The organism is Myroides phaeus (assembly GCF_900099675.1).
In the GTDB taxonomy this organism is placed as follows: domain Bacteria; phylum Bacteroidota; class Bacteroidia; order Flavobacteriales; family Flavobacteriaceae; genus Flavobacterium; species Flavobacterium phaeum.
Genome location: NZ_FNDQ01000010.1, coordinates 16,811 through 41,771, shown reverse-complemented (window position 1 = coordinate 41,771; position 24,961 = coordinate 16,811). Strand labels below are relative to the sequence as shown.

General features: G+C 31.9%; 22 protein-coding genes. 5 read left to right on the top strand and 17 right to left on the bottom strand.

All coding sequences use genetic code 11. The annotated features are described in order from the left end of the window. Positions 1-170 precede the first annotated feature (170 nt). Positions 171-761 carry a DUF3347 domain-containing protein gene (locus tag BLT46_RS06740; protein ID WP_090408141.1) on the top strand — a complete coding sequence of 197 codons (591 nt, stop codon included), beginning with the start codon at positions 171-173 and terminating at the stop codon, positions 759-761. Positions 762-1,153: 392 nt separating this feature from the next. Here the strand turns inward: BLT46_RS06740 and BLT46_RS06735 are convergent, their stop codons facing one another. The 3 genes from BLT46_RS06735 to BLT46_RS06725 form a co-directional block, all read right to left on the bottom strand. After that, positions 1,154-1,759 (bottom strand): hypothetical protein, encoded by a 606-nt coding sequence (locus tag BLT46_RS06735; protein ID WP_090408138.1) that lies wholly within the window; start codon positions 1,757-1,759, stop codon positions 1,154-1,156. Positions 1,760-1,925: 166 nt separating this feature from the next. Then, positions 1,926-2,369, bottom strand: a complete 444-nt coding sequence (locus tag BLT46_RS06730; RefSeq protein WP_090408135.1) for a hypothetical protein — start codon at positions 2,367-2,369, stop codon at positions 1,926-1,928. A 140-nt stretch (positions 2,370-2,509) separates the two neighbouring features. Next, positions 2,510-3,541 carry a hypothetical protein gene (locus BLT46_RS06725; protein ID WP_090408133.1) on the bottom strand — a complete coding sequence of 344 codons (1,032 nt, stop codon included), beginning with the start codon at positions 3,539-3,541 and terminating at the stop codon, positions 2,510-2,512. A gap of 808 nt (positions 3,542-4,349) precedes the next feature. Between BLT46_RS06725 and BLT46_RS06720 the strand changes: the two genes are divergently transcribed. From BLT46_RS06720 to BLT46_RS06710, 3 genes are read left to right on the top strand one after another with little or no spacing between them, the layout of a single operon-like run. Then, positions 4,350-5,468, top strand: a complete 1,119-nt coding sequence (locus BLT46_RS06720; RefSeq protein WP_090408130.1) for a DEAD/DEAH box helicase — start codon at positions 4,350-4,352, stop codon at positions 5,466-5,468. 31 nt (positions 5,469-5,499) lie between these two features. Next, entirely contained in the window at positions 5,500-5,931 is a 432-nt protein-coding gene (locus BLT46_RS06715) for a cold-shock protein (protein WP_090408127.1), read from the top strand. 23 nt (positions 5,932-5,954) lie between these two features. After that, positions 5,955-6,146 carry a cold-shock protein gene (locus tag BLT46_RS06710; RefSeq protein WP_090408125.1) on the top strand — a complete coding sequence of 64 codons (192 nt, stop codon included), beginning with the start codon at positions 5,955-5,957 and terminating at the stop codon, positions 6,144-6,146. Between the two features lie 152 nt (positions 6,147-6,298). Here BLT46_RS06710 and BLT46_RS06705 read toward each other — a convergent pair whose 3' ends face one another. The 3 genes from BLT46_RS06705 to BLT46_RS06695 form a co-directional block, all read right to left on the bottom strand. Continuing rightward, complete coding sequence (locus BLT46_RS06705) at positions 6,299-7,279, bottom strand: hypothetical protein (RefSeq protein ID WP_090408122.1); 981 nt, start codon at positions 7,277-7,279, stop codon at positions 6,299-6,301. 16 nt (positions 7,280-7,295) lie between these two features. After that, positions 7,296-9,350: a tetratricopeptide repeat-containing sensor histidine kinase gene (locus BLT46_RS06700; protein ID WP_090408119.1), complete on the bottom strand. Its 2,055-nt coding sequence runs from the start codon at positions 9,348-9,350 to the stop codon at positions 7,296-7,298. 473 nt (positions 9,351-9,823) lie between these two features. After that, complete coding sequence (locus BLT46_RS06695; protein WP_143021872.1) at positions 9,824-10,615, bottom strand: hypothetical protein; 792 nt, start codon at positions 10,613-10,615, stop codon at positions 9,824-9,826. 452 nt (positions 10,616-11,067) lie between these two features. Here BLT46_RS06695 and BLT46_RS06690 point away from each other — a divergent pair, with 452 nt between their 5' ends. Then, the gene (locus BLT46_RS06690) at positions 11,068-11,700 is read left to right on the top strand and encodes an NAD(P)H-dependent oxidoreductase (protein WP_090408113.1); all 633 of its coding nucleotides are present in this window, start codon (positions 11,068-11,070) and stop codon (positions 11,698-11,700) included. A 102-nt stretch (positions 11,701-11,802) separates the two neighbouring features. On the opposite strand, the gene BLT46_RS06685 is transcribed toward BLT46_RS06690, so the two are convergent. The 11 genes from BLT46_RS06685 to BLT46_RS06635 form a co-directional block, all read right to left on the bottom strand. Next, entirely contained in the window at positions 11,803-12,402 is a 600-nt protein-coding gene (locus tag BLT46_RS06685; RefSeq protein WP_090408110.1) for a DUF417 family protein, read from the bottom strand. Positions 12,403-12,474: 72 nt separating this feature from the next. Beyond that, the gene (locus BLT46_RS06680) at positions 12,475-13,296 is read right to left on the bottom strand and encodes a helix-turn-helix domain-containing protein (protein WP_090408107.1); all 822 of its coding nucleotides are present in this window, start codon (positions 13,294-13,296) and stop codon (positions 12,475-12,477) included. 41 nt (positions 13,297-13,337) lie between these two features. Beyond that, positions 13,338-13,877: a hypothetical protein gene (locus BLT46_RS06675; protein WP_143021871.1), complete on the bottom strand. Its 540-nt coding sequence runs from the start codon at positions 13,875-13,877 to the stop codon at positions 13,338-13,340. Positions 13,878-14,242: 365 nt separating this feature from the next. Next, positions 14,243-15,487 (bottom strand): threonine ammonia-lyase IlvA, encoded by a 1,245-nt coding sequence (ilvA, locus tag BLT46_RS06670; protein ID WP_090408102.1) that lies wholly within the window; start codon positions 15,485-15,487, stop codon positions 14,243-14,245. After that, positions 15,484-16,530, bottom strand: a complete 1,047-nt coding sequence (gene ilvC / locus BLT46_RS06665; protein WP_090408099.1) for a ketol-acid reductoisomerase — start codon at positions 16,528-16,530, stop codon at positions 15,484-15,486. Before ilvC ends, ilvA begins: the two co-directional genes overlap by 4 nt. 14 nt (positions 16,531-16,544) lie before the next feature. Next, the gene (gene ilvN, locus BLT46_RS06660; protein WP_090408096.1) at positions 16,545-17,060 is read right to left on the bottom strand and encodes an acetolactate synthase small subunit; all 516 of its coding nucleotides are present in this window, start codon (positions 17,058-17,060) and stop codon (positions 16,545-16,547) included. Between the two features lie 14 nt (positions 17,061-17,074). Further along, positions 17,075-18,769 carry a biosynthetic-type acetolactate synthase large subunit gene (gene ilvB / locus BLT46_RS06655; protein WP_090408093.1) on the bottom strand — a complete coding sequence of 565 codons (1,695 nt, stop codon included), beginning with the start codon at positions 18,767-18,769 and terminating at the stop codon, positions 17,075-17,077. 3 nt (positions 18,770-18,772) lie between these two features. Beyond that, positions 18,773-20,458, bottom strand: coding sequence for a dihydroxy-acid dehydratase (gene ilvD, locus BLT46_RS06650; RefSeq protein WP_090408090.1), 1,686 nt, complete (start codon positions 20,456-20,458; stop codon positions 18,773-18,775). Between the two features lies 1 nt (position 20,459). Beyond that, positions 20,460-21,344, bottom strand: coding sequence for a branched-chain amino acid transaminase (locus tag BLT46_RS06645; RefSeq protein WP_090408087.1), 885 nt, complete (start codon positions 21,342-21,344; stop codon positions 20,460-20,462). Positions 21,345-22,162: 818 nt separating this feature from the next. Further along, positions 22,163-22,738 (bottom strand): DUF4112 domain-containing protein, encoded by a 576-nt coding sequence (locus BLT46_RS06640; protein WP_090408084.1) that lies wholly within the window; start codon positions 22,736-22,738, stop codon positions 22,163-22,165. Between the two features lies 1 nt (position 22,739). Beyond that, positions 22,740-24,908 (bottom strand): hypothetical protein, encoded by a 2,169-nt coding sequence (locus tag BLT46_RS06635; protein ID WP_090408081.1) that lies wholly within the window; start codon positions 24,906-24,908, stop codon positions 22,740-22,742. Positions 24,909-24,961: the final 53 nt, after the last annotated feature.

Below are 24,961 nucleotides of genomic sequence, written 5' to 3'. Positions count from 1 at the left end.
GCTGCGTGAGATGTGAAGCGTAATGTAAAGAACAGCTTTATGAATACACATAGTATCCTATGTAGTTTGGCAGAATAAAAATTCTACCCTACACAGAGTTAAATATTACATTTCGCAACCACAATATTGAACCGTTAATAGTACACTAATAATAAATAACAAACAATTATATGAAAAAAGTAATCTTAAGTATTGCTGTATTAGCGATTGCATTTACAGCTTGTAATGACAAAAAGACAAATGAGACTGTACCTACTACAGAAACGCATGAACACAACCACGACCATGGACATGCAACAAATGAAACAGTAGAGAAATCAACAACAGTTAAGTCTTCTGATGTATTAAAAGCTTCATTAGACGGGTATTTTTCAATGAAAAAAGCACTTCAAGAAGACAAGCAAGCTGACGCAGCAACGGCTTCTCTTGCTTTTGTAAAAAGTTTAAATGAAGTAGGTACTGCTTCTACTGACGCTAACGTTAAAGAGTTGGTGAAAGAATTAACTGAAGAAGCTGCTAAAATTGAAAAAGGTGATATTAAAGCACAAAGAGAAGCATTTGAAGACCTTACAGAAGATATGGTAGAGTTAATCAGCATTGTAGGATCTGACCGTGTTGTATTTGAACAATACTGTCCAATGTACGATAACGGAGAAGGTGGTGCTTGGTTAAGTGATGCTGAGGATTTATTCAACCCGCTTTACGGAGCAGCAATGCTTAAATGTGGTGTTACAAATAACAAACTTACACCAGGATCATAAGCAAGCTAAACAGCATAAAGCTTATTATCAAATATTTAATATTATATAGTAGATAGTAATACTATTTAAAATAGAAATTCTATACGAAAGAGGTGCAATATATTGCACCTCTTTTTTTAGATAACAATATCGGTTATCCTTGCTATAAAATTAGTGCGAACCTCAATCGTATCTTATACCACACTAGTTCGACACACCTCCCACACACCTTCGGTAAAAGAGCCTTTTTCCGAGCAAATCTGGTACTTGTGTGGTAGATGTGTGGTACATAGTCTAAACAAAACACGCATATCCTACGTAATTATTAGTATTACTCACTTACTCCTTCTTCACTTTACCTTAAAAAAGAGCAAAAAAAAGGGGCTTTAAAAGCCCTTATATACTAAAAATAATTACTTACCAAACAGATACATAACAGTACCAACGACGCTATAAGTATAAAATATATAGCCAAAACACAGCGCAATAAATAAACCTAATAGTTGCATTAACCTCACACTAATTCCAATCTCATCTAAGAGTAACTCTTTAAAAATGAAAATATCAGGGCGCTCTCGATCATAGATAATCTCATATTTTTGTCCAACCGGATTGAAGTTCTTAAGCTCTTCGTGTAAATCCAAATATGGCGTTCCGAATTGGCTTTCATCAATAGACGGAGTATGGATATCATATTCTTTTGGTTGTCCTTTCACAGTTTCCCCTTCTTTCGTAGTAAATTCCATCAATACCACTTCAGTTTTCACATCTCCTCTTCTACTACTTGCTACATTAGCATCAAAATTCACGTATGATTTATACTTCACTATAGTTGCCAATGCTTCCTCACCATAGTAATGCAATCGTTGGTCAATGATATACAATTTCAGTAAGGCTAAAAAAGCAAATACGGGTATAAATAACAACAAATACATTAGCTCATTGATCACCGCAATCAATACAACTAAAATCATAAAAATCGCTAAAGGATAGTACATCTTCTCAATAGAACGTATCATAACATTTGAATTTAAGAGAACTAAAAATAGCAAAAAAATTGATATAGCACTTATGAGGTATAAAAATTTAATATTTAACTATAGAAAAAGCTATCAAATATGGCATAAAAAAACCTCAACTAAACAAACTATTTAGTTGAGGTTTTTTCTATATAATACCTTTAAACTATTTTCTTACAAAAACAGCTGAAGCACCACTTTGAACAAGTCTCATTCGATTATCATCTAAACGATAAAATTCCATTTCTACAACTGTACCTGCAGGAAAATCAATATCTAACTGATAATAGTCTTCTTCATATTTTTGATAAACATTTACATTGTCCTTAGAAACACGAAGTAACTCTTTTACAATACCTTTAAAACATTGTGTAATTCCAGTAAGCATACATACATCATCTTTAGTAATTCTAAATTTAACGACATCAAATTCTACTTCTGAATCATTCTCTGGCGCCCAAGTACCCTGTAACCATACTGGTGTTTTAATATCTGTAGAATGACTTTCCCCTACTTCAATCGAAACCTTATCATTTCCCTTATTGTCATCAGAAGAACAAGCTCCTAATGTTAATAGTGCTAAACTTAATAAAGCAACTACCTTTTTCATACTATTTAATTTTATACTGTTCAAAATGACACTTAATGCCAATTAAAACACTGTTTAACAATTTGTTATCAAGATACAACTATAAAAAGAATAGCACAAATAAGCTTTTTATACGTTATTTTTAAAATATCACTTAGTTACTATGCCTCTTCTGCCATCAACATAACAATTTCTTCAATGAAAGTTTTATAAATCAAATAAGCTTCTTGGTATAAACTATACTCCGTAAAAACCTTTGCTTTATCCAATAACTCTTGAGGATTATCTAAGACCAAAGGCTTGTATTCTTCGGCCTTACCGCTAATTTTTCTGTCTTGCACATAAAACCCAGCAACATCAACAATATTTGGGTCGCGAACATATAAGTATTCAAACTCCTCTAAATACGTTAAAGCCAAAGAATAACGTCGGCCGGCTAAATAAGTATTTACCTTATCTAATAACACATAAGGATAGCTTGAATTATAAGCAGTTGCCAAGTCAAAAGGTTTCTTCGTGTGATGATACTTTTCTAAATCAAAGGTTATGTGATTTGGAAATAAGTCTTCACGAGTAGTGTAAACTTTACGTAGATAATCTGTAAACCTGCTTTCTAATGCTTTAGGTAAATTACTCAATCGCTTGCTTAATTCTTTGTTCGTATAAGGCAACTTACATTTCCCCAAAACAGAAGGTTCACATTGATAGTCAAAATGATATAAATATCGTTTTCCATCATATAAAACAACATAAGTCAAAGGCATTGTATTACCGTGAAAAACAGTACAATAGAAAACAGGAATAAACACAGCTTGCTTTTCGTTTAACTCCGAAAACCAAATTGCCTCATCATAAAACATCAACATTTCCCTGTCGTAATGTCTATCGGCAAATTCTGCAAAAATATGGTGCTCATCATTCTCTAACTCTACAGATATTACAGAAGGATATCCACGCTTAGGAAACAATCCTTTACTATCATAATTATTACACGTTGCACCAACATTTATATACAACTTATTATCTCCATTGTCATCTAACCACAACTTAATAATACTTGCTGTATCAGTTTCATCCTCCCCTTCCTTCTCTTGAGCAAAACCAGAAGTAGAACATATCAAAGTAAATAGTATAATAAAAATAGGAAATTTAATTATAAACTGATTTACGCGTTTTTTTAAAGAATCAAGCATATAAGAAAGGGTTAATCAAAAATGTATAAACAATTTAATTTGCAACAATATTCAAAAGTAAACCTTTCTATTGATATACGAAAAAAGAGACTTACGAACGATAATTTACTAAAAAAATAGTTATCATATGAAAACGGTAGATTAACATCCATCACAAAAAGATGCTATATGTATCAAATACATAAACTAAATACGTAATTCTAATTAGAAAATAAGATATAAAAGTCAAAAATTCGCAAGTATCCCAATTTAAAATATTTAGATATATCTTTAAAAACACTAAAAAATATTAGTCCAAAAAAGCTTTAGATTAAAAAAAATACATTGCTTTTAGAAAAAATAAAAAATATATACTATTTATCTCAATTTATAATCATACATTTGCAACGTATTAATAGTTAATAAGTTTCTTTTCGTTTGATGCTCTAACCAGTGTAGGGGTCATTCTTAAAAGAAAGAATGTAACAATAATCACATTCAAATTAGCTCTTGATTCTTATATTTAGTAAACTGTCTTGTCATTACATTGTAACAACAAAGCAGAAGTTTTTAGTTAATCATTACAACATCAAACAAAGTGATTACTAAGTTTCTTTCCAAGAGAAATGATGTAATCTACCTGTCTTTAAGTTTAATATTAATAACCTATGTGATTTACCTATACTCTGAGTATTGAACTATCCCGTAGTCAAAACAATCTTTTGTAAAAGAATAAATACGAAGAGATCACTAATACAAATAGTTATTAAACAATTAAACAAACTATTCTAAAGATATTTTATATCTTTAAATAGTTTTTAAAGAAAAGATGAATTTTAAAGAATTACCTTTAATACCACAAATCAAGCAAGCGTTAAACGAGATTGGATATTCTGAAGCGACGGAAATTCAGCAGAAAGCAATTCCACTAATCCTACAGGGTAGAGATTTAATCGGAACTGCACAAACTGGAACAGGTAAAACTGCTGCTTTTGCAATCCCTATCTTAGAAAGACTTAGTCAAAATGCTAATTCACAAGGAGGAATCAAAACATTAGTATTAGTCCCTACACGTGAACTGGCTTTACAAGTTGAGAAAAGCTTTTTAGATTACAGCAAACATTTACCTCTAAAAACTATCGCATTATTTGGAGGGGTTTCATTACTGCCACAAATTAAAGCACTTAAACAAAGAGCTGATATTGTTGTAGCTACACCTGGTCGATTGTTAGATTTAATCAACCAAAAGTATGTAGACTTATCAAAATTACAAGTTTTGGTATTAGATGAAGCAGACCAAATGCTTGATATGGGATTCATTCATGATTTAAAAAAGATATTATCACACATACCTTCTAAAAGACAATCGCTATTTTTATCTGCTACAATGCCTGCAAGTATTGCTAAGTTTGCTAACACAATAGTGAAAAATCCTGTTAAAGTAGAAATTGCAGCAGAAGTAATCACTGCAGAGACTATTACGCAAGAAGTATATTATATAGAGAAAAAAGACAAGAGAAGCTTATTACAATCTCTTTTAAGTGAACAACAAGCACCAACATTAGTATTTACGCGTACAAAACACGAAGCTAATAAACTTGTAAAACATTTAGACAAAGGAGGACTTGAAGCTATGGCTATTCATGGTAATAAATCTCAAAGCGCAAGAATTAAGGCACTTGAAGACTTTAAAAGTAAACGCATTAAGATTTTAATCGCTACTGATATAGCTGCAAGAGGCATAGATATTGACAAATTACCATTTGTCATTAATTATGATATTCCAGATAAACCCGAAACCTACGTACATCGTATTGGTAGAACTGGTAGAGCTGGAATAAAAGGCACTGCTCTATCTATCTGCACACCAGAACAACAGAAAGAGCTTAATGATATCCAACGATTTACTGGAATAAAAATGAAAGTAAGAAAGCAGATATCAAAGTAAAACATTATATAAACTAAAAAACAAAGTAAATATGGCTGATTCTTTTTCAAAAAAAGAAAAAAACAAAAAGAAAGCACAGAAAAAACAAGAAAAAGCACTGAGAAGAGAAGATAGAAAAACCAACAATAACAAAGGAAAGGATCTTGAAGATATGCTTGTCTATGTTGATATTAATGGTAATTTAACTGAAGTTCCACCAGAAGAGCAAGATGTTGAAGCTGCATTAAGAGAACACGAATTAAGAATGTCTGCAACAGGACCAAATGATGAGTGTGTTGGACAAGTTACTTATTTCAGTAGTAAAGGATTCGGTTTTATAACAGAAGACGAAACTAAGGAGAACATTTTTGTACACAGCAGTCAATTAACAGAACCAATAAACCAAGGTGACCGCGTTACCTTTAAAAAAGAAAGAACTCCTAAAGGTCTTAGAGCTATAGAAGTTGCCAAAATAATAAAATAATACAAAATTAAATACTTAATATTATGCAAGAAGGAACAGTAAAATTCTTCAATGAAACTAAAGGTTTCGGATTTATTACACCAAAAGACGGAGGACAAGACATTTTCGTACATACTACAGGTTTATACGACAACATCCGTGAGAATGACGAAGTTGTTTTCGAAGTTGAAAAAGGTAAAAAAGGATTAAACGCAGTTAACGTAAGAAAAGCGTAATTTCCATTCCAGTAATAGACGATTTGAAAAAATCTGACTTATTGAAAATCTTAAAAAGAGGGTGTTCCAAAAGATCATCCTCTTTTATTTTTTACTCATATTCTAAACAAATAGAATACACAAATTTTCTTCTTTTACACTATATCCTTTTTTTATGTATATTCAAAACAAATAACTGCTTTCTTAAGCTCTTTATCATAAAACAAGTAAACACAATCCGCTCCATAACCTTGAAATAAATATCCCGTAAGACGACCTATATAATCAAATATATTACCATCTTTATCAAATGGTTTCTCAATCAGATTTGTTCCTTCAAATTTTTTTGCCTCTTTTAAACTAACATTATACTTCATTAGGTAATCTTGCTCACTTTTACTTAAGAATTGTATATCATCTAAAATACCTCCTATTTCAGGATTTTCCATATACTCTCTATCCTTAGTATAATTGTTTTCCAATTGTTCTAACGTATATATTTTAGAACTATAATTCCCAATCGTACTTGGGTAAATATGTTTATGCTTTTTATAAAAGCTCTTTGCCAATTGATATGTATCTTCATTTATTTGATACGCTCCCATTAAACAATCTTGATCTGCTTCAATTGCTTGCTTCTCTAATCTGTCTAACAAACTTTCTACTAACCCTTGATCTGATGAAGTATTAGTATAGAATAGATGTTTTTGTAAAATAGTTGACGATACACTATCTCTAATAATCTCTTTATAAAAAGACAACCATTCTTTTAATTCTTCAATGTTTTGAAAATCCTTACGTTTATTTCGATATACCTGTACTACCTCTAAGTTGGATACCTCACTCTGCTTTGTTTTTTCAATTGCAAAATAATTCCAATCTGCTTCAAACACATATTTATTATCCACCACATCAAAGCCTAACATATCCATTTTACAATACGCAGTATGCCAATGTTCCGTTTCTTGACCAACACATCCATCGTAAATTTCTTTCGCTGAGACAAAATGTAACCACTGATCATTATCAGGATCAACACACTTTAAATTTATTGAACAAATCGGTAAAAAATGCATTCTACATTTTTCAATATCACTTGCAAATACATCCTCATAAGCAGGAAAATATCTAATATACTCTTGTTTTAAATTCATTAATTAATTTAATTGCTTATATATCCTTTTTAAATTCTTCAGTAGTCTTTATTAAAAAGCTTATCGTAGTTCCTTTACCTTCAAAAGACTCTACCTTTAAATTTGTTTTTAAGAAAGAAGCCCTTTCTTTCATATTATTCAACCCAATACCATTACTATTCCCTATTAAGAATCCGACGCCATTATCACTAATACTACACAATACACCATCATCAATATTAACAAAGTTCACAATACATTTTGATGCCTGTGAATGTTTATTAACATTTTGAAGTGCTTCTTTTATAATATAATAAATATTTACCTTTTGAGAAGAAGAGAAAACTTCTAAATCAACATCATTTTTTTCATACACACAAAAACATGTATTCCATTCATTCTTCTGCAAGTTTACTAACTCCTTTATTATCTCTATAAATTTATTGTCTTTAAACAAATCAACATTTCGCAAAGAATGTGATAAATCACGTGTACCAATTTCCAGCTTTTTCAACTCTTCAACTAATACATTTTTTAAATCTTCATTATTACATTCTATCTGTTGTAAATTAAACCGTATTGTAAAAATTCCATTGACAATACCATCATGTAGATCTTTAGCTATACGATTTCTTTCTGCTCTTTTCACTTCAGTAGCTATATTATTTTTATCAATAATCAATTGATAAATACTCTCATTAGCTTTCTTTTGTCCTTCAATTAACTTTAATGCCCTGTTTTTACTTCTTAAACGTGCAACATAAAAAAATAGAATTAACACAATCACTACAGATATCCCTGTAATAGTTATTAGGTAAATAACACCTTTTAAATGATCATTTTCAGCTATTATCAACTCTGTTTCATAAGCTATACGAGCAAATCTGTTACGTGTATTATTATCTTGCTCTTGAATTTCTCTATTTAAGTGTATCAAGTGATCCACTTCATTTTTAAACTTATGATCCTCATTAAGAAGAATGAACTCAAGAGCTTGACGCTCTAACACTTTCAAATCCTGTTCTTTTACTAAATTATATATTTTTCTTCCCCACACAAGCGCACGTTCACGATCCCCTGATTCAAGATATAAGTGAGCAAGATCATTACCTGTTATAAACATTCTATGAATATGTCCTAATGTTGAATCTATTTTAAAGTTATTTTCAATAATTTTAAAATTATTCTTATCTCCTGTAAGTTCAAATGATGCAATCGCCTTTGTTGTTTCAAGAAAAGATATTAAAATTGGATAATCATTTACTGATAAATAGCTCAATCCTTTCTCCGCATATTCATATGAATTTTGAAACTTTTCTTGTTTTAAATAAACAGCTGCTAAATTTCCGTAAACAGCTGCTAAAGCTACTTTTAAATTACCTTCATCAAGTACTTGCTTTTTCTTGTAATCTTTCTCCATCAAATCTAAGGCCTGAAGAAAATAGCGTTCTCCTTCTTTATAGTCATTATGTTCCATAAGACACAATGCCATTAACTGATTTGCTTCGAAAGGAACCGGGTTATTTATAGAATTTCTTAATAGTGATAACGAATTGGAAACTTTAACTTCGCTTTCCAAATACAAGCCCATTTCAAATAATAATCTTGCTTGATAAAATTGATTTTCACCAATACGCACGCTATCATTTAAGTTTTTGTATATGTTTTCTGCTAATAAATAATAATAAAATGTACTATCCAACATTTCCATATTATGATAATACATACCAATATTATTATAAACCTTAGCTAAAGCATAATCATCTCTACGCGCAAGTGCATACTTTTTAGATCGAGTGGCAAGTGCTCTAAAAGACACCGAATCTCGTGTCCATCGCAACTTCATTAAAACAGTATCCATAGCCATACGATTACTCTCCGTATTTGAAAGATTCATAACACGTTTAAAATCTGGTTGTATTACCGCTGCTAAACTATCTCTATGATGATTACTATATTTATACGCATATAATTGTTCTAAATCAGTTTCTGTCTTGATTTTTGGATTTGAACAATTTACCAATAAAAATATTACACTTAAAAGACTTAAGTATATAAAAAGTTTGCTAATTCTAAAAACAGGGTAAGTCATTTAACAAAACTAATAATTTACCCTTAATAAATTCGTATTTAGAAATTTATTTAAATTCATAATTTAATATAATCGTATTATATCTTCTCTAATTGTATATAACTATAATACTATATAAAAAAATGAATATGACAGTATCTTTTTAAGACAAAAACACTTTGAAAGTAAAAGAGATAAACAACAAGAGCTTTTTTAAAAAATGGTATAAAAAAAATCTCCCTAAGCAGAATTGGAAGCCTGCAGAGGGAGTAGGTTAACAAATAACAGATTTTGTTAACAGTGCAATATTACAGAATAATTTTATTATTCCACACTATTTTGTGTGTTTTTTTATAAACTTACAGCTATATCATTTAATAACCTACAAACCAATGGTTTAAAACCAAATACTTTTAAAGTACTAATAAAATTATTTTAAAAAATTAAACGAATTCTTTTTTTACCAAATTATTTCTTACTAAAATACCTTCAGCTCAATAAATAGTTACTTCATTTGTTGCATTATTACAGACTTCAAACGAACTTAACACTCCATTTTTAAAGTAATAATTCTTATTTTCTTCTTCTGAAACTTCTATTTTTTTTGTTATTATACCTTTTGAATAAGTTATTATAGTTTTAACTTCCTCTAAATAATACATCTCACTGCAAATCAATCCATTTTCATTATAAAATTTCGACCATTGTTCACTCAGATTTTGCTCACTTTCTAAATTTCCAGTTTCATAATAGGTAATAATACTTTGATCAATACTGTTCTCAATGCGCATAACTTCACCATTTTTATAATAAGATGTGCATGTAATATTGTCTTGATTCAATAAATTCACAAATATCTCTGTTTGGGAAAGTAATAAATCATTTTCACCAAAATAACGAAGACACAATATTTCATTATTATAATGAAATGTTGATACAACTACATTCTTAATCGTTAATTTTCCCTTAACAGCAATCCCCTCTTCAAAAATCAACCAATACTTCATATCATCAACAATATCATTAAAATATGAGTTACCTACTATTCTATTCTTGCTATCTACATTAAACTCCCAATAGTTTGTAAGCGTATCTACGAGATAACTACCTTCCTTTAAAAAAACTTCTTCATTATCTGAAAGCACTTGTCTTAACAGATGTCTTTCTTCAGTAGATAAATTATCTACTCCTTTTTCACATAAAACATTATACTGCACAAAATCTTTCACTCTATTTATCTGTACAGGTTGTCCACTTGTAATTGCATCTGTTCTAAAAAAATACATTCCATTTAGAACAATTCGGTTATTACATATTACATCTAACTTTTTCATTCCTATTATAAATATTAAGTAAATCCATAAAGACAAACTTTACTACATCAAACTATAAATACTATTTTCTGTCTCGTAATATTGTCATCTCTAAAGCAATAGTTATTATATAGCACAAATTAACTTAAAATATAATTATAAACAATAAAAAATCTAAAAAAACAAATCATAATACATAATATTTTATTTAAACCAAAAATATTAATATCACTTATCATTCAAAACAATGACATTTCATTTTTTTTAGATAAAAAGCCTCTTTTAAAATTTAATCAATAATAGATTATTTATAAATCAGAGTTCTAATCTTAAAGTAAACTAAATTATTAGTCTCATTACTTACATATTTTGTAAATTGCTAACAAATAAAAATCACTCATTTTGAGTAATCAAACTTTATTATAATGACATTGATAGATAATTTAAAATGGAGATATGCAACTAAAGCATACGACCCTACAAAAAAAGTATCAGAAGAAGATTTACAAAAGATATTAGAAGCAATTACATTGGCTCCTTCTTCTTCTGGTTTACAACCATTTAGAATATTTGTAATAGAAAATCAAGATATTAAAGATAAGTTAGTACCTTATGCATTAAATCCTGAATGTGTACGCGATTGCTCTCATATTATTGTATTTGCAGCTTGGGACAAATACTCCGATGAGAAAATTGATAATGTGTACAACTTAATGACTGATGTGAAAGGACTACCTAGAGGTCGTTTCAACAGTTATACAGATCAACTAAAACAATCTTTCAAAGACATCTCTGAAGAAGCTAATTTTAATCATACAGCAAAACAAACTTATATTGCATTAGGAATTGCCTTAGCACAAGCAGCTGAACTTAAAATTGATAGTACGCCTGCTGAAGGGTTTAATAATAAAATGATTGATGAAGTTCTAGAACTAAGAGAAAAAGGACTAAAAAGTACGTTGATGATGTATATTGGATATAGAGATGAAGCAAACGATTGGAATGTTTCTCTAAAAAAATCACGTATTCCTCAAGAAGAATTAATTACTCGTTTATAGTATAACGAAAAAACAAAAAAAGTCGGTTAAATAGATAATTTAACCGACTTTTTTGTTATGCTTAAAAGTAATTTAATTTATACTTGAATACCTTATTATATATTATTGTTTAATTTGTCTGGCACTTTCTCCCATAAGCAACAAACCACCAGCTAGCATAATAATATCTTTTAAAACTAATCGCCCTGCTCCTGATAAATATGGAAACCCATATTGAGGCGTTGGAAAATCTCCTCCTAAATTTGGAACATAGACTTCTGGAGTAGTTATTAAAAAAGATAATGTCACAAAAGACATTCCTACTGTCAAAAAACCTCCTAACAATCCTATTTTTGGAAACCAAATACCTAGTAAAACAAGAGTACCAATACTAACTATTACAACTCCCAATACATAAGAAAACACATAAGTTCCATTTTCTTTATGCCATTCTATATTAGCTTGTACAGTCTTACCTTCTGGATTTTTATGCAAGGTGTAAGAAGCAACTTCTTTTCCATAGTGGTCTTGTTCAACCTTATTGCTATTGTGATAAAAAAAACTCATAAAAGGACTGTTTGTGACAAACGGAACAATACCATCTGCCTCATATTGAAAAGCTTTTAATCCACCAATCCAAGCCATTACAACAAAAATTGCAATACGCATAACATTAAAAAACTGACCTTGCAGTTTAACAAGTTGATCTACTATATTTTTCATATTTCTTATTTTTAAGCAAAAATATAGTATGATGTATTGTCATAAAATGGATGAAAAGGGAATAAAAATGGACTATTGTGCTACTCTTGAAATTCCTACACTCTCCCGATAGTTCTTAGGCGATGAGCCTACAGCTTTTTTAAAGTAGCGACTAAAATAATACTCATCTTCAAAATTGAGAATTGACGCAATTTCTTTAATTGGCTTAGTTGTCAAATGTAATAGTTTTTTTGCTTCTAGTATAACACGTTCTCGAATCATAGAAGATGGACTCTTTCCATATTGTTTCTTCACTTTCTTACTAAGTGAATTAACAGATATACCCAATCTTTCTGCATAAAAAGAAACTTCGCGTTGTTCAATAAAAAACTGTTCTAACTCATTCTGAAATGTAAGGTCTTCTAACAAAAGAAGCTCATTATTTTCAATTAACGCAATTTCATTTAGTTTTTCCTTACTACATAATGCTAATACCAATTGAAGATAACTTTTTAAAATAGGTTCGTCATAATTTGAAGGCTTAACTAATAATTTTTGCATCTTCTCGCTAATCATTTCTAATTCTTCAAATAAACTAACATCTACTCTTATAAAAGGCGTTAAATAAATATTATTAAACAACAAACCATTACACGCAACTTCTTTTTTATGGTATTCTATACAATAAAAATCTCCATGAAATAAAATCAGTTGATGTAGATGTCCCTTGACAATTTCAAAAACCTGAAAAGGCGTTAAAAAAATAATCGTATAATAATTTGAAGTATAAGGTATTCCATCAATGCTAAAACAAATATCTCCTTTAAGAAACAATAAAGTATATAACGGCGAATTCTCTATCCTAAAATCGCCTTTCTTAAATTCTTTTATTACCTCAATGCCAGCTTCTTGCATATAGTTTGTTTTTTAAAACAAATGTATTCTCTATATGAACACTAATTACAGTTATTAAATGTACAATACACAGGCAATAAGTCTATAAAATATTCATTATCTAATAGCCCCCTTGAAATATCAAACTCTGCACAGAACATCGCCATTGATTCAACCAATACCACTTTCAAATAAGTAGGCAACTCTGCACTTACACGCTTTTCAATTAGCACTTCATATAACTCTTGTATGTTCCCCTCATCATTATTGTCAATTAAACAGACTGCTGCTTTATCATAGCTCATCGAATTCACATAGGCAATCGTTAAAGACAGTATATCATTTTCAGTAAACTTAAACGTACTTAAATAAGATATAATCAATGTTCTAACTTGAGGAGTTAGATTTCCTTGTTCATTATTAACTTGAACAAATTCCGATGTTGGTTTACTTTGCTCTTCACCTACTTCTTCAATCGAGAATACTTTATAATATTGTTTTAAAATATCATATGCTGTTTGGAGTGATGCTTTTATAAAATCACTTGTAAAGTTTTTACTTAAGTACTCTTTTGTTTTAGAAGTTAACCTATCTGATACCATAATTCTTTGTTGATTTTCAAACACAAACATAATTAATACAAACGGAAGGAAGAGTGTTTTTATAGAAAAAACCTATTTGATTTTGTTCCACATTCAAACTTCTTTGTTTTATCAATACACTTTCTATAGACTACACTTTTTTAATGCTATTCTTTCATATTCTCATCCATTTTATAGCATAGTACACTTTAAGTAATTAAAACCTCAATATATACTCTTTTATTTCAACCTATTTATAAAAAAAATTTCCTCTTCTAATTAATCTACCTCCCCGTAATTCATTCTTAACTTCTATAATACTAATCAGTAATCATACTATTTTTTCTAACTAACAACAAGTTAAAGCTTAGAGCAACGTAACTCTTCTACCCTATTAACTGTGTAAACAAATCTTCATTGCCATTCAGATATCTGTAGCTAAAATTATGGGTTTTTAATTGCTGTTCTAACATTAAAAAATCTTCCGAATTTTTAAGCTCTACGCCAACCACAGCAGGACCACTTTCTCTGCTATTTTTCTTCGTAAATTGAAAATAAGTAATATCGTCGTTTTCTCCTAAAACACAGTTTACAAATTTCTTTAAAGCCCCTGGACGTTGTGGGAAATTTATGATGAAATAATGTTTTAATCCCTCATACAATAAGGATCTTTCTTTAATTTCTTCTGTACGGGTGATGTCGTTATTACTTCCGCTTACTACACAGACTACATTTTTACCTTTAATCACTTCTTTATATTGTTCCAAAGCTGCAATAGACAACGCACCTGCAGGCTCTACTACAAGAGCATCTTCATTATATAATCGCAATATTTCAGTACACACTTTTCCTTCTGGAATGGCAAGTACATCAGACAATTTGTTGCTACAGATTTCAAAAGGTAAATCCCCCACGCGTTTAACTGCTGCCCCATCTACAAATTTATCTATTGATAGCAATGTTGTATTTTCCTTATTCTCAATAGAAGTTTTCATTGATGTTGCGCCCATTGGCTCTACACCTATAATTTTTGTAGTAGGACTTAACTCTTCAAATACGGTACAAATACCTGATGCTAAGCCTCCTCCTCCAATAGGTACAAACACATAGTCTATCGGTAGAGTTGTATCTTGTAACATTTCTAAGCCGACTGTACCTTGTCCTGCTATTACATATTCATCGTCAAAGGGATGAATAAACACAGCTTGATTGGCCGTACAATGCTCACTTGCTTGATAAAAAGCGTCGTCAAATGTATCTCCACTTAAAATCACCTCAACTTTATCTTTACCAAATAATTTGACTTGTTTTACTTTTTGCTGTGGTGTCGTTACTGGCATATAGATTGTTGCTTGAATATTCAACTGATGACAAGCATAAGCTACACCTTGCGCGTGGTTTCCAGCACTGGCACAGACTACCCCCCTTGCCTGCTCTGCGGCAGACAAGGATACTATTTTATTAAATGCTCCTCTTAACTTATAAGAACGAACGGGTTGTAAATCTTCTCTTTTTAAATAAACATTAGCTTCAAAGGCAACACTTAGATTTTCATTCTTGACAAGAGGTGTATGTACCGCTACGCCTAATATATTTTTTTGGGCTTGATAAACTTTAGTTAATAAACTCATGCTTTTGATGGTCTTAATTTTCGAACTTCTACGCCTGTTTGCCATAACTCACTTTGACGTAAAGTTTCTAATTCTACTTCTAATTTTACTCTGTAATCTGGTTTACTATTTGCTTCAATAACAATCTCTGCTTCCTTACCTGATGCTACACTATCATATAAATCATTTAATACAGGAGTAGTAGCATCTCTGAATTTATCTTTCCAATCTAAAGCTCCACGTTGTGCTGTAGTTGAACAATTAGCATACATCCAGTCCATACCTTTATCTGCTATTAACGGCATTAAGCTTTGTGTTAACTCTTCTACTGTTTCGTTAAATGCCTCACTTGGCGAATGCCCTCGTTGTCTTAATACATTATATTGAGCTTCAAAAATACCCGCAATAGCTCCCATTAATACACCTCTCTCACCTGTTAAATCGCTATAAGCCTCTTTTTGAAAAGTAGTCTCAAATAAATAACCTGAACCAATAGCAATACCAATAGCTAAGGCTCTTTCTCTGGCATTGCCCGTTGCATCTTGTTCTACGGCAAAACTTGAATTAAGTCCACATCCCTCTAAAAACAAACTTCTCAGTGATGTTCCAGATCCTTTTGGTGCTACTAAAAACACATCTACATCAGTAGGAGGAACAATTCCTGTTTTATCACTAAAAGCAATTCCAAAACCATGAGAAAAATACAATGCTTTTCCTGGTGTTAAGTGTTTTTTCACCATCTCCCAAGTGTGAATTTGACCTGCATCAGATAATAAATTCATCAGTACAGTACCTTTTTCACAGGCTGTTTCTAAGTCAAATAAACTCTCTCCTTCTTTCCATCCATCAGACAGTGCTTTATCCCAAGTAGGGGTTCCTTTGCGTTGTCCTACAATTACATCAAACCCATTGTCTCTCAAGTTTAACGCTTGTCCAGGTCCTTGTACTCCGTAACCGATTACAGCAATCTTTTCGTTTTTTAAAACCTCTTTTGCTCGCGTAAGCGTAAACTCTTCACGCATTACCACATTTTCTACTACTCCTCCAAAATTAATTTGTGCCATGCTTTCTATATTTTTTAATTTAATTCTTTTAAAAATGTGCTAATTGCACACATCGGTTTGGTAACTGCTACCCTCCCAGATCTTGTAAATTCTAAAAGACCAAAAGGAGATAATCGCTCAAATAAAGCTTGTGTTTCTTCAACATATCCTGTTTTTTCGATAACCATAAACTCCTTATCTACGGACAGTATTCTTGCGTGATTTTCACGGATGACTTGTTCTACTAAACTATGCGTTAATTGATCAGTCTTGATTTTATAAAGTGCCAACTCTTGATGCACGATGTCTTTGTTTTCATAAACAAAGGCTTTTAGTACGTCAATTAGTTTCTCTACTTGCCCTACTACTTTATCAATCTGTTCACGAGTAGTTTTTAGTACTATGGTATATCTAAACACATTTTTCACTTCTGATTCTGAAGCAGTAATGCTATTGATATTCAAATGTCTACGAGTGAATATATTTGTAATTCTACTCAGCATACCTACACTATTTTCAGTAAAAATCGACATGGTAAATTCCTGTTTCATATTTTCTCTTTTTGTTAACTCAATCTTACTTCTGACACAGATGCTCCTGTTGGAATCATTGGAAATACATTATCTTCTTTCTCTACTACTATTTCTAACAAATAAGAACCTTGATGAGATAACATTTTAGACAAGGCTTCTTTAATAGCTTCTCTTGTAGCCACACTTTCCCCTTCAATATGGTAAGCTTTAGCTAAGGCAACAAAATCAGGACTTACCATTTCAGTAAAAGAATAGCGCTTTTCAAAAAATAACTGTTGCCATTGACGTACCATACCTAAATAATGATTATTTAGAATAACTATCTTAACATCAACCTCGCTTTGCATAATAGTACCTAACTCTTGTAACGTCATTTGAAAACCACCATCGCCAATTACTGCAATTACTGTTTTTGACTGTTCTCCTAACTTTGCTCCAATAGCCGCTGGTAGTGCAAATCCCATTGTTCCTAATCCACCTGAAGTTACGTTGCTTCGGGTATTTGCAAATTGATAGTGACGAGCAGCTATCATTTGGTGCTGACCTACATCAGTTACCACAATCGCTTTTCCATCAGTCATTTCTGACAAGAGTTTAACCACCTCTTCCATCTTCACTTCTCTTGTTTCGGTTGCCTTTACATGCTTTGCTAACCCTGCTACTTCTACTTTCTTTGCTTGCGCAAATTCAGATAACCAGTTTGTATGCTTATTTTTATCAACCAATGGCAATAGCTGCCCTAACACTTCTTTAGCATCCCCATGAACACCAACATCTGCTTTAATAATCTTATTAAGTTCAGCTGCGTCAATATCCACGTGTACTACCTTTGCTTGTTTAGCATATCGACTTACATCTCCTGTTACTCTATCGTCAAAACGCATCCCTACCGCAATTAACACATCACATTCATTTGTCTTAATATTAGGAGCATAATCTCCATGCATTCCTAACAACCCCACGTAATTAGAATGTGTAGTAGGTAGAGCTCCTAAGCCAAGTAAAGTACAGGCAACTGGTATTCCTGTTTTCTCTACAAAACTTAATAAAGCTTCTTCTGCTTCCGATAATATCACCCCTTGCCCTACAAGCAACAAAGGCTTTCGTGCTTGGTTAATCAACTTAGCCGCTTCATTAACCGTTGTCTCATCTACTTTAGGACAAGGAGTATAACTTCTGACAGAAGTACACTTTTCATATATGAAATCAACTAAACTAAACTGTGCATCTTTAGTAATATCAATCAACACTGGACCTGGTCTACCACTTTGAGCAATGTAAAATGCTTTAGCTAATACCTTAGTTATTTCCTCTGCTTTAGTTATTTGGTAATTCCACTTTGTAACTGGCAATGAAATACCAATAATATCTGTTTCCTGAAATGCGTCTGTTCCTAATAAAGGAGAGGCAACTTGCCCTGTAATGCAGACTAAAGGAGTTGAGTCAATATGCGCATCTGCCAATCCTGTAATTAAATTAGTCGCTCCTGGTCCTGAAGTAGCAAAAACGACTCCTGTCTTACCTGATGTACGCGCATATCCTTGTGCTGCGTGAATTGCCCCTTGTTCGTGCCTAACCAATATATGTTTTAAGCTTTCTGTAAAATCATACAATGCATCGTAAATAGGCATAATAGCTCCCCCGGGATAACCGAAAATGGTATCTACCTCTTCCTGTAAAAGCGATTGTATTACCGCCTGTGCTCCTGTTAGTTTTGTTTGTTCCATTTCTTATTCGTTTATAGCATCAGTTACGCAACCTCTGGAGGCATTTGACACTTGTTGTGCATACTTAAATAGTACACCTTTTGTATGTTTTAATTTAGGCTTAGCCCACTTTGCTTTTCGCTTTGCTAACACTTCTTCACTTACACCTAATGTCAGTGTATTGTTCTCTGCATCAATCGTAATAACATCTCCATTTTCAACTAAAGCTATTGCCCCTCCTTCATAAGCCTCCGGAGTAATATGTCCTACTACAAAACCATGTGTTCCTCCTGAAAAGCGACCGTCTGTAATCAAGGCCACACTCTTTCCTAAACCAGCTCCCATAATGGCTGATGTGGGTTTTAACATTTCAGGCATTCCTGGTCCTCCTTTTGGTCCACAATAGCGAATAACAATTACTTCTCCTTCTTTTACTTCTCCTTGACGGACACTCGTCATAACGGCATACTCATCGTCAAATACTCTTGCTGTTCCTTTGAAATAACTACCTTCTTTTCCACTAATCTTAGCTACACTCCCCTTCTCTGCCAAATTGCCATAAAGTACTTGTAGATGTCCATTTGCTTTTACTGGTTCCGCTAATGTTTTAATCACTTGTTGCCCTTCTGCTAATCCAGGTAAATTATGCAGATTTTCGGCCACTGTTTTTCCTGTAACAGTTAAACAATCGCCATGTAATAAACCGCAGTCTAACAAATACTTCATCACAGCTGGCACTCCTCCTGCTTTATGTAAATCCTCCATCAGATACTTACCACTTGGTTTTAAATCTGCTAACACAGGAACGCAATCGCTAATACGCTGAAAATCGGCAAGTGTTAGAGTTATATCAACAGAATAAGCCATTGCAATTAAATGTAGAATAGCATTCGTTGACCCTCCTAATACACTGACCATCGTCATTGCATTCTCAAATGCTTTAAAAGTCATAATATCACGAGGTTTTATATCTAACTCCAACAACTTTCTTACTGCCTTGCCTGCTTCTAAACATTCTAATTGCTTTTCTCTACTCAAAGCTGGATTAGAAGAACTATACGGCAAACTCATCCCTAATGCTTCAATGGCTGATGCCATAGTATTTGCAGTGTACATTCCTCCACAAGCACCTGCTCCTGGACAAGCGTGTTTAATAACCCCCTTGAAATCCTCGTCTGATATTTCATTGCTAAACTTTTTACCTAATGCCTCAAATGCAGAAACAATGTTTAGCGATTCTCCTTTGTACTTTCCAGAGTGAATTGTTCCGCCATAAACCATAAGAGACGGACGGTTTAACCTCCCCATTGCAATGATAGAACCAGGCATATTTTTATCGCAACCAGGTAATGCAATTACTCCATCATACCATTGTGCACAGACAACAGTTTCAATAGAATCTGCAATGATATCACGGGATACTAAGGAGTACTTCATTCCTTCTGTTCCATTTGATATTCCATCACTCACTCCTATAGTATTGAATATCAAACCTACCATATCAACCTGTTGTACACCTGTTTTCACTTCTTTTGCTAATCCATTTAAATGCATATTACAAGTGTTACCCTCGTACCCCATACTAACAATTCCTACTTGGGCTTTAGCCAAATCTTCTGTTGTTAACCCAATTCCGTGTAACATTGCCTGTGCTGCTGGTTGCGTGCTATCTTGGGTAACAGTCTTACTGTATTTATTTAATTCCAACATCTTAAGCTGCTTTTTGTAGTTTTTGTTCTCGAACTAACTGTCCATATCTTTCTTGTAGTTTCTTACCTAATGAATCATTCCATTTCAAAGGAAATACGTGTTCATCAAGCGACTCAATTGGAATAACTTCAGCAGCTGTACCACAGTAAAAAGCTTTGTCTGCTTGCAATAAATCTTCTAAAGTGAATAAGCCAACTTTTACTTCAACACCAAGTTCCTTAGCTAATTCCAACACTGTTTCTCGTGTGATACCAGGCAAAATATTACCTGTTTGTGGGGTAAATAATACACCGTCTTTTTCAAAGAATAAATTGGCTCCTGGTCCTTCTGCCAAATATCCATCACTATCTAATAATAAGGCCTCATCATATCCTTTCTCTTTTGCTTCACTTGTTGCCAACACCGAATTCACGTAATGACCACAAACTTTTGCTTCAATCTTAATTGAACGTGGATGAGGGCGACAATAAGAAGAAAGGTGTAATCTCAACTGCTGATCACCTAAATAAGCACCCCATTCCCAAGCACAGATCATCAAAGACACATTGTTAGGCTTAGTCAAGCTCATATTAGGATCACAGTACACTAAAGGACGGATATACGCATCTGTTAGATTATTTTTTTCTAACAATTCATAAGTCAATTCCTCTAATTCCTCTGTGGTATAATTAAACGGAATATTAACTAACTCACACGATTTTCGCAGGCGATCATAGTGCTCTTTTGCTTTGAAAACACGTGTCCCTTTATCTGTTTTATAAGATCGAATTCCCTCAAAAACTCCATAGCCATAGTGAAGAGTTTGTCCATATAAATCTGTTGTTGATTCTGTTGCTTTGACGAATTTCCCGTCTACAAATACTACTGTTTCTTGATTGTAATACATAATTTATTTTTTTTAATACTAATTCAATGAATAAAAAAAGCCCTTCGCAATTGATGAGAAGGGCTTTCAGTTTAGACAATAACAACCTACCTCATCAATGCGAGTTCACGATAATAATGACAATAATAGAGTTGATAAATGTGTTCATAATTTGTGTTTTATAGTTCTTAATTTGTGTTTTATTTTTAAATCTTCTTATATTTTTAATCATTAAAATTGAGGTTTTTACTACAAGACACCTCTATCGTCTGATATTCTATATCTATCTTAGAAGCGGAAAATATAGAATAAAAAAGCCCTTCACAATTAATGAGAAGGGCTTTCTGTTTATACAATAGCAACCTACCTCATCAATACGAGTTCACAATAATAATGACAATAATAGAGTTGATATATGTGTTCATGATTTGTTATTTTATGTTTTTGATAGAAAATAGTTGAAATAAAAAAAGCCTCCTGATAACTCGGGAGGCTTTATATTATTTTAAAATAAAGTTATAGCATCCCTAAACACTTGTGATAATCACAACTGCAATAATAATAACTGGGATAATAACTGTATTTTTCATTTTCTTGTTTTCTTGTGTGAGACAAATGTATAAATTAAATTCACAATACCTACACTATTTTTGTATAAAAATAAAATTAATACAATAATTATTACTTTTTCTGCATCAAAGCAAGCATATTTTATAGGCTACTTTTTTATGCAAAAAAAACACTCAAGCCTTTTATTTATAAGGGATAAGCACAAAATAGAATTCCACTTTAATAAGCTCATAAAATACCAAAAAAATAAATATCTAAACTTTTCATTATTATCCAAATAATCCTCCAATCCAGCTTACAATAGAAGCTACCATTTTAAACATTAAATAAATTAATCCAATCAAAATGACAATACCTATAGCACTTTTAATTGCCTTTTGATTTACTTCTTTAATAATTTCTTTATCATCTTCTACAAAGCCAACAATTAATCTTAAATTCTGCAAATGGCATCTATGGAATACATCAATAAGATCGCCTATAAAGAATGGTATCATCCCTAAAAGCATATCTCTTAACGAATTATAAATAACAGCCAATGTAAGAGATATAGATTTTACTTTAAATAAACTTACATAAACAAAAGGTGCCGATATAATTGGAGTTGCTATATCTCCTATCCCTGGAATAAAACCTAATAACGGATCTAAAAAATACTTATCCATTATAGTTGCTATTCTTTTCAACTGTCTATAAGATTGAGATTGTTCAATCGCTATCTTTTTATTAATCTTAGCTTCCTTCCTCTTGATTTCCTGTTCTATTGCCGTCTGATCCTTTCTAACTTGTTGCACATTAGCAATTCCCAACGACTCTTGTGCTTGAACTCTTCTACTACTTTGCATCTTAAATCTTTATAATTTTATCTCCTTTTAATAATTGAATTACATCATTTTTGCTCAACTTATCGCCACTAATTTCAGCTAACATCAACATTCCTTCTTTTAGTGTTTCAGGACTTCCTGCTTTATTTATTCTCGATATAATCGCACGTAATAGCTCTGCTTTATTGTCAATTGAAGCTATATTTTTTCTAAATTCCTCTTCCATTTGCTCCATTTGTTGATCATAATATCTACTTGCTTCAACAGACAACTTTACTTCATTCTGTAATTGCAACCAACTTTCAAAATACCCTATACCTGCTTGTACAGCTTTATTTTGAGAATTAATCATTAGCTTTAAATCTTGTGCTCCATACACAGAATTTTCATCGAGTTTTTCTTTATCTATTTTTTTCTGGTCTTCCTCTTTCATAAACGTAGCATCAAAAAACTCTTCTGTAACTTCTTTTGAGACAAAATCATTGACAACTAAGTTTTGACGCATTCCCTGAATAAAATTATTTACATTTTGTTCTATCTCAGCAGGCAACTTTACTTCCTCATGCTTGTTAATACTAATCGTATTTACCAATCTCTGATCTAATTTACTATTAACAATGTCTTTGGCAATTCGCAATAAACTAATGTAAGGTCCTAGCTGACTTCCTACTCCTATTTTTACATCATCTGATACTTCCAGTTTATCCGCAATTACTCGATTTACACGATCTAACTTACCTTTCAATTGATTATAATTCGCTGTATCTAGTTTAAAATTTTCTTGTTGCCCAGACAACTCCTCCATATCCAATTTTAAACTAACCTTAGCTTCTTCATAAGCACTTACTACAGGCGCTCCTTTTATACTCCAATCGTACAATTCTCTGTTATATGTCTTATTTTTAGCTCCAAATGACAAAGCATTTACAAGCATCATTGGCTTTTGAGGCTTTACTTGAAGTACCATCTCATACTCATCTTTTCCATCTTCTAAAAGCTGTTTTAACTCCTGAATATTAGACTTGTAATATTCGATACTTCTATTTTCATCTAATATCCTATTACCTAACAAGTTATACTCTTTTAAAACTTGATCACGTTCAGCTTTTAAAGCTTGTAACTCTGCTGTATTATAGATAGATGTAATCAAACCTTTTAACTCTTGAGATAACACTTCTCTACTTGAACCATAAAAAACTTGTGCTTTAGGAATATACAACTCATTTAAAGTCTTATAAATTTCCATTAAGCGGCCCATATCAGCTTTTACAGTTGTAACATCTTCTTTAATTTTGCCCTTTAATTTCAACAATTCTTGTTTCATCATTGTTGTTTTCTGCTCTGCTTCAACATAATGTGTAAGCATACCAACTACGGCTAATCCTAAAGCTACTTTTCCATTTTTACTAACTTTTGAATACTTGGCAGCTGTGTTTAATGATTTTTTAAACCCTTCCCCTATTTCTCCTACTAAAACCCCACATGAAGTAGCTAGTTTATCATATTCTAAAGAAACCGATTCAAGCATTCCTTTTGTATCTAACCACTTAATGTGATTAAAGTCAAACAACTCTGGAGCAATCAACTTAATTGAGTCACCAAATACATCTATTAATGCTTGTGAATACTCGCGATAAATAGCCAAGACATTTTCTCTCAGAACTAAAAAGTCTTCTATTAATTCAATTATTGAGTCTTTAGATTCTTCATAATTGTTAATCATTATGTTGTAATTGTTAAACAATGCAGAGGCTTCTTGTTGAACTTTCATTGTTCCACTTGTACCTACAATCCTCGCTATCATTGCAGTACCCTTTTCTGCTACAAAAGCATTAATATCAACTCCGAATTGTTGTTCTAACAAGTAAACACTGCGTTGAATATTGTCTATACTATCTTGCATTACTGCAAAAACCGCTTGCGAATCACCCTCTTGTAATTGGATATATAACTCATGTTCATCAATAATTGTATTATTTTGTTCATTATTGACAAAGGCCTTCTTAACACGAATATCTTTGTTAAAGTGTAAATAAGTATCCCACACTAAGGTGTTTACATCAAAAGAATCATTCTTAACGCCTAAACTCTTCAATTCATAAGATAGGTCAGAACGCGTAAATGTTGTTGATTTGCTACTTAAGCTCTTCGCTATTTCGTATATTTTATCGTAAATCTGATTATTTTTCATTAGTAAGGTGGTTTAATATGTTTTTAAGTAAAAAATAGGACTTATAAGGCTTA

Bases quoted from the DNA above. Each gene is read 5' to 3' on its own strand.
- BLT46_RS06740 (WP_090408141.1), top strand. From the start codon at position 171: ATGAAAAAAGTAATCTTAAGTATTGCTGTATTAGCGATTGCATTTACA.
- BLT46_RS06735 (WP_090408138.1), bottom strand. From the start codon at position 1,759: ATGATACGTTCTATTGAGAAGATGTACTATCCTTTAGCGATTTTTATG.
- BLT46_RS06730 (WP_090408135.1), bottom strand. From the start codon at position 2,369: ATGAAAAAGGTAGTTGCTTTATTAAGTTTAGCACTATTAACATTAGGA.
- BLT46_RS06725 (WP_090408133.1), bottom strand. From the start codon at position 3,541: ATGCTTGATTCTTTAAAAAAACGCGTAAATCAGTTTATAATTAAATTT.
- BLT46_RS06720 (WP_090408130.1), top strand. From the start codon at position 4,350: ATGAATTTTAAAGAATTACCTTTAATACCACAAATCAAGCAAGCGTTA.
- BLT46_RS06715 (WP_090408127.1), top strand. From the start codon at position 5,500: ATGGCTGATTCTTTTTCAAAAAAAGAAAAAAACAAAAAGAAAGCACAG.
- BLT46_RS06710 (WP_090408125.1), top strand. From the start codon at position 5,955: ATGCAAGAAGGAACAGTAAAATTCTTCAATGAAACTAAAGGTTTCGGA.
- BLT46_RS06705 (WP_090408122.1), bottom strand. From the start codon at position 7,279: ATGAATTTAAAACAAGAGTATATTAGATATTTTCCTGCTTATGAGGAT.
- BLT46_RS06700 (WP_090408119.1), bottom strand. From the start codon at position 9,350: ATGACTTACCCTGTTTTTAGAATTAGCAAACTTTTTATATACTTAAGT.
- BLT46_RS06695 (WP_143021872.1), bottom strand. From the start codon at position 10,615: ATGTATTTTTTTAGAACAGATGCAATTACAAGTGGACAACCTGTACAG.
- BLT46_RS06690 (WP_090408113.1), top strand. From the start codon at position 11,068: ATGACATTGATAGATAATTTAAAATGGAGATATGCAACTAAAGCATAC.
- BLT46_RS06685 (WP_090408110.1), bottom strand. From the start codon at position 12,402: ATGAAAAATATAGTAGATCAACTTGTTAAACTGCAAGGTCAGTTTTTT.
- BLT46_RS06680 (WP_090408107.1), bottom strand. From the start codon at position 13,296: ATGCAAGAAGCTGGCATTGAGGTAATAAAAGAATTTAAGAAAGGCGAT.
- BLT46_RS06675 (WP_143021871.1), bottom strand. From the start codon at position 13,877: ATGGTATCAGATAGGTTAACTTCTAAAACAAAAGAGTACTTAAGTAAA.
- ilvA (WP_090408102.1), bottom strand. From the start codon at position 15,487: ATGAGTTTATTAACTAAAGTTTATCAAGCCCAAAAAAATATATTAGGC.
- ilvC (WP_090408099.1), bottom strand. From the start codon at position 16,530: ATGGCACAAATTAATTTTGGAGGAGTAGTAGAAAATGTGGTAATGCGT.
- ilvN (WP_090408096.1), bottom strand. From the start codon at position 17,060: ATGAAACAGGAATTTACCATGTCGATTTTTACTGAAAATAGTGTAGGT.
- ilvB (WP_090408093.1), bottom strand. From the start codon at position 18,769: ATGGAACAAACAAAACTAACAGGAGCACAGGCGGTAATACAATCGCTT.
- ilvD (WP_090408090.1), bottom strand. From the start codon at position 20,458: ATGTTGGAATTAAATAAATACAGTAAGACTGTTACCCAAGATAGCACG.
- BLT46_RS06645 (WP_090408087.1), bottom strand. From the start codon at position 21,344: ATGTATTACAATCAAGAAACAGTAGTATTTGTAGACGGGAAATTCGTC.
- BLT46_RS06640 (WP_090408084.1), bottom strand. From the start codon at position 22,738: ATGCAAAGTAGTAGAAGAGTTCAAGCACAAGAGTCGTTGGGAATTGCT.
- BLT46_RS06635 (WP_090408081.1), bottom strand. From the start codon at position 24,908: ATGAAAAATAATCAGATTTACGATAAAATATACGAAATAGCGAAGAGC.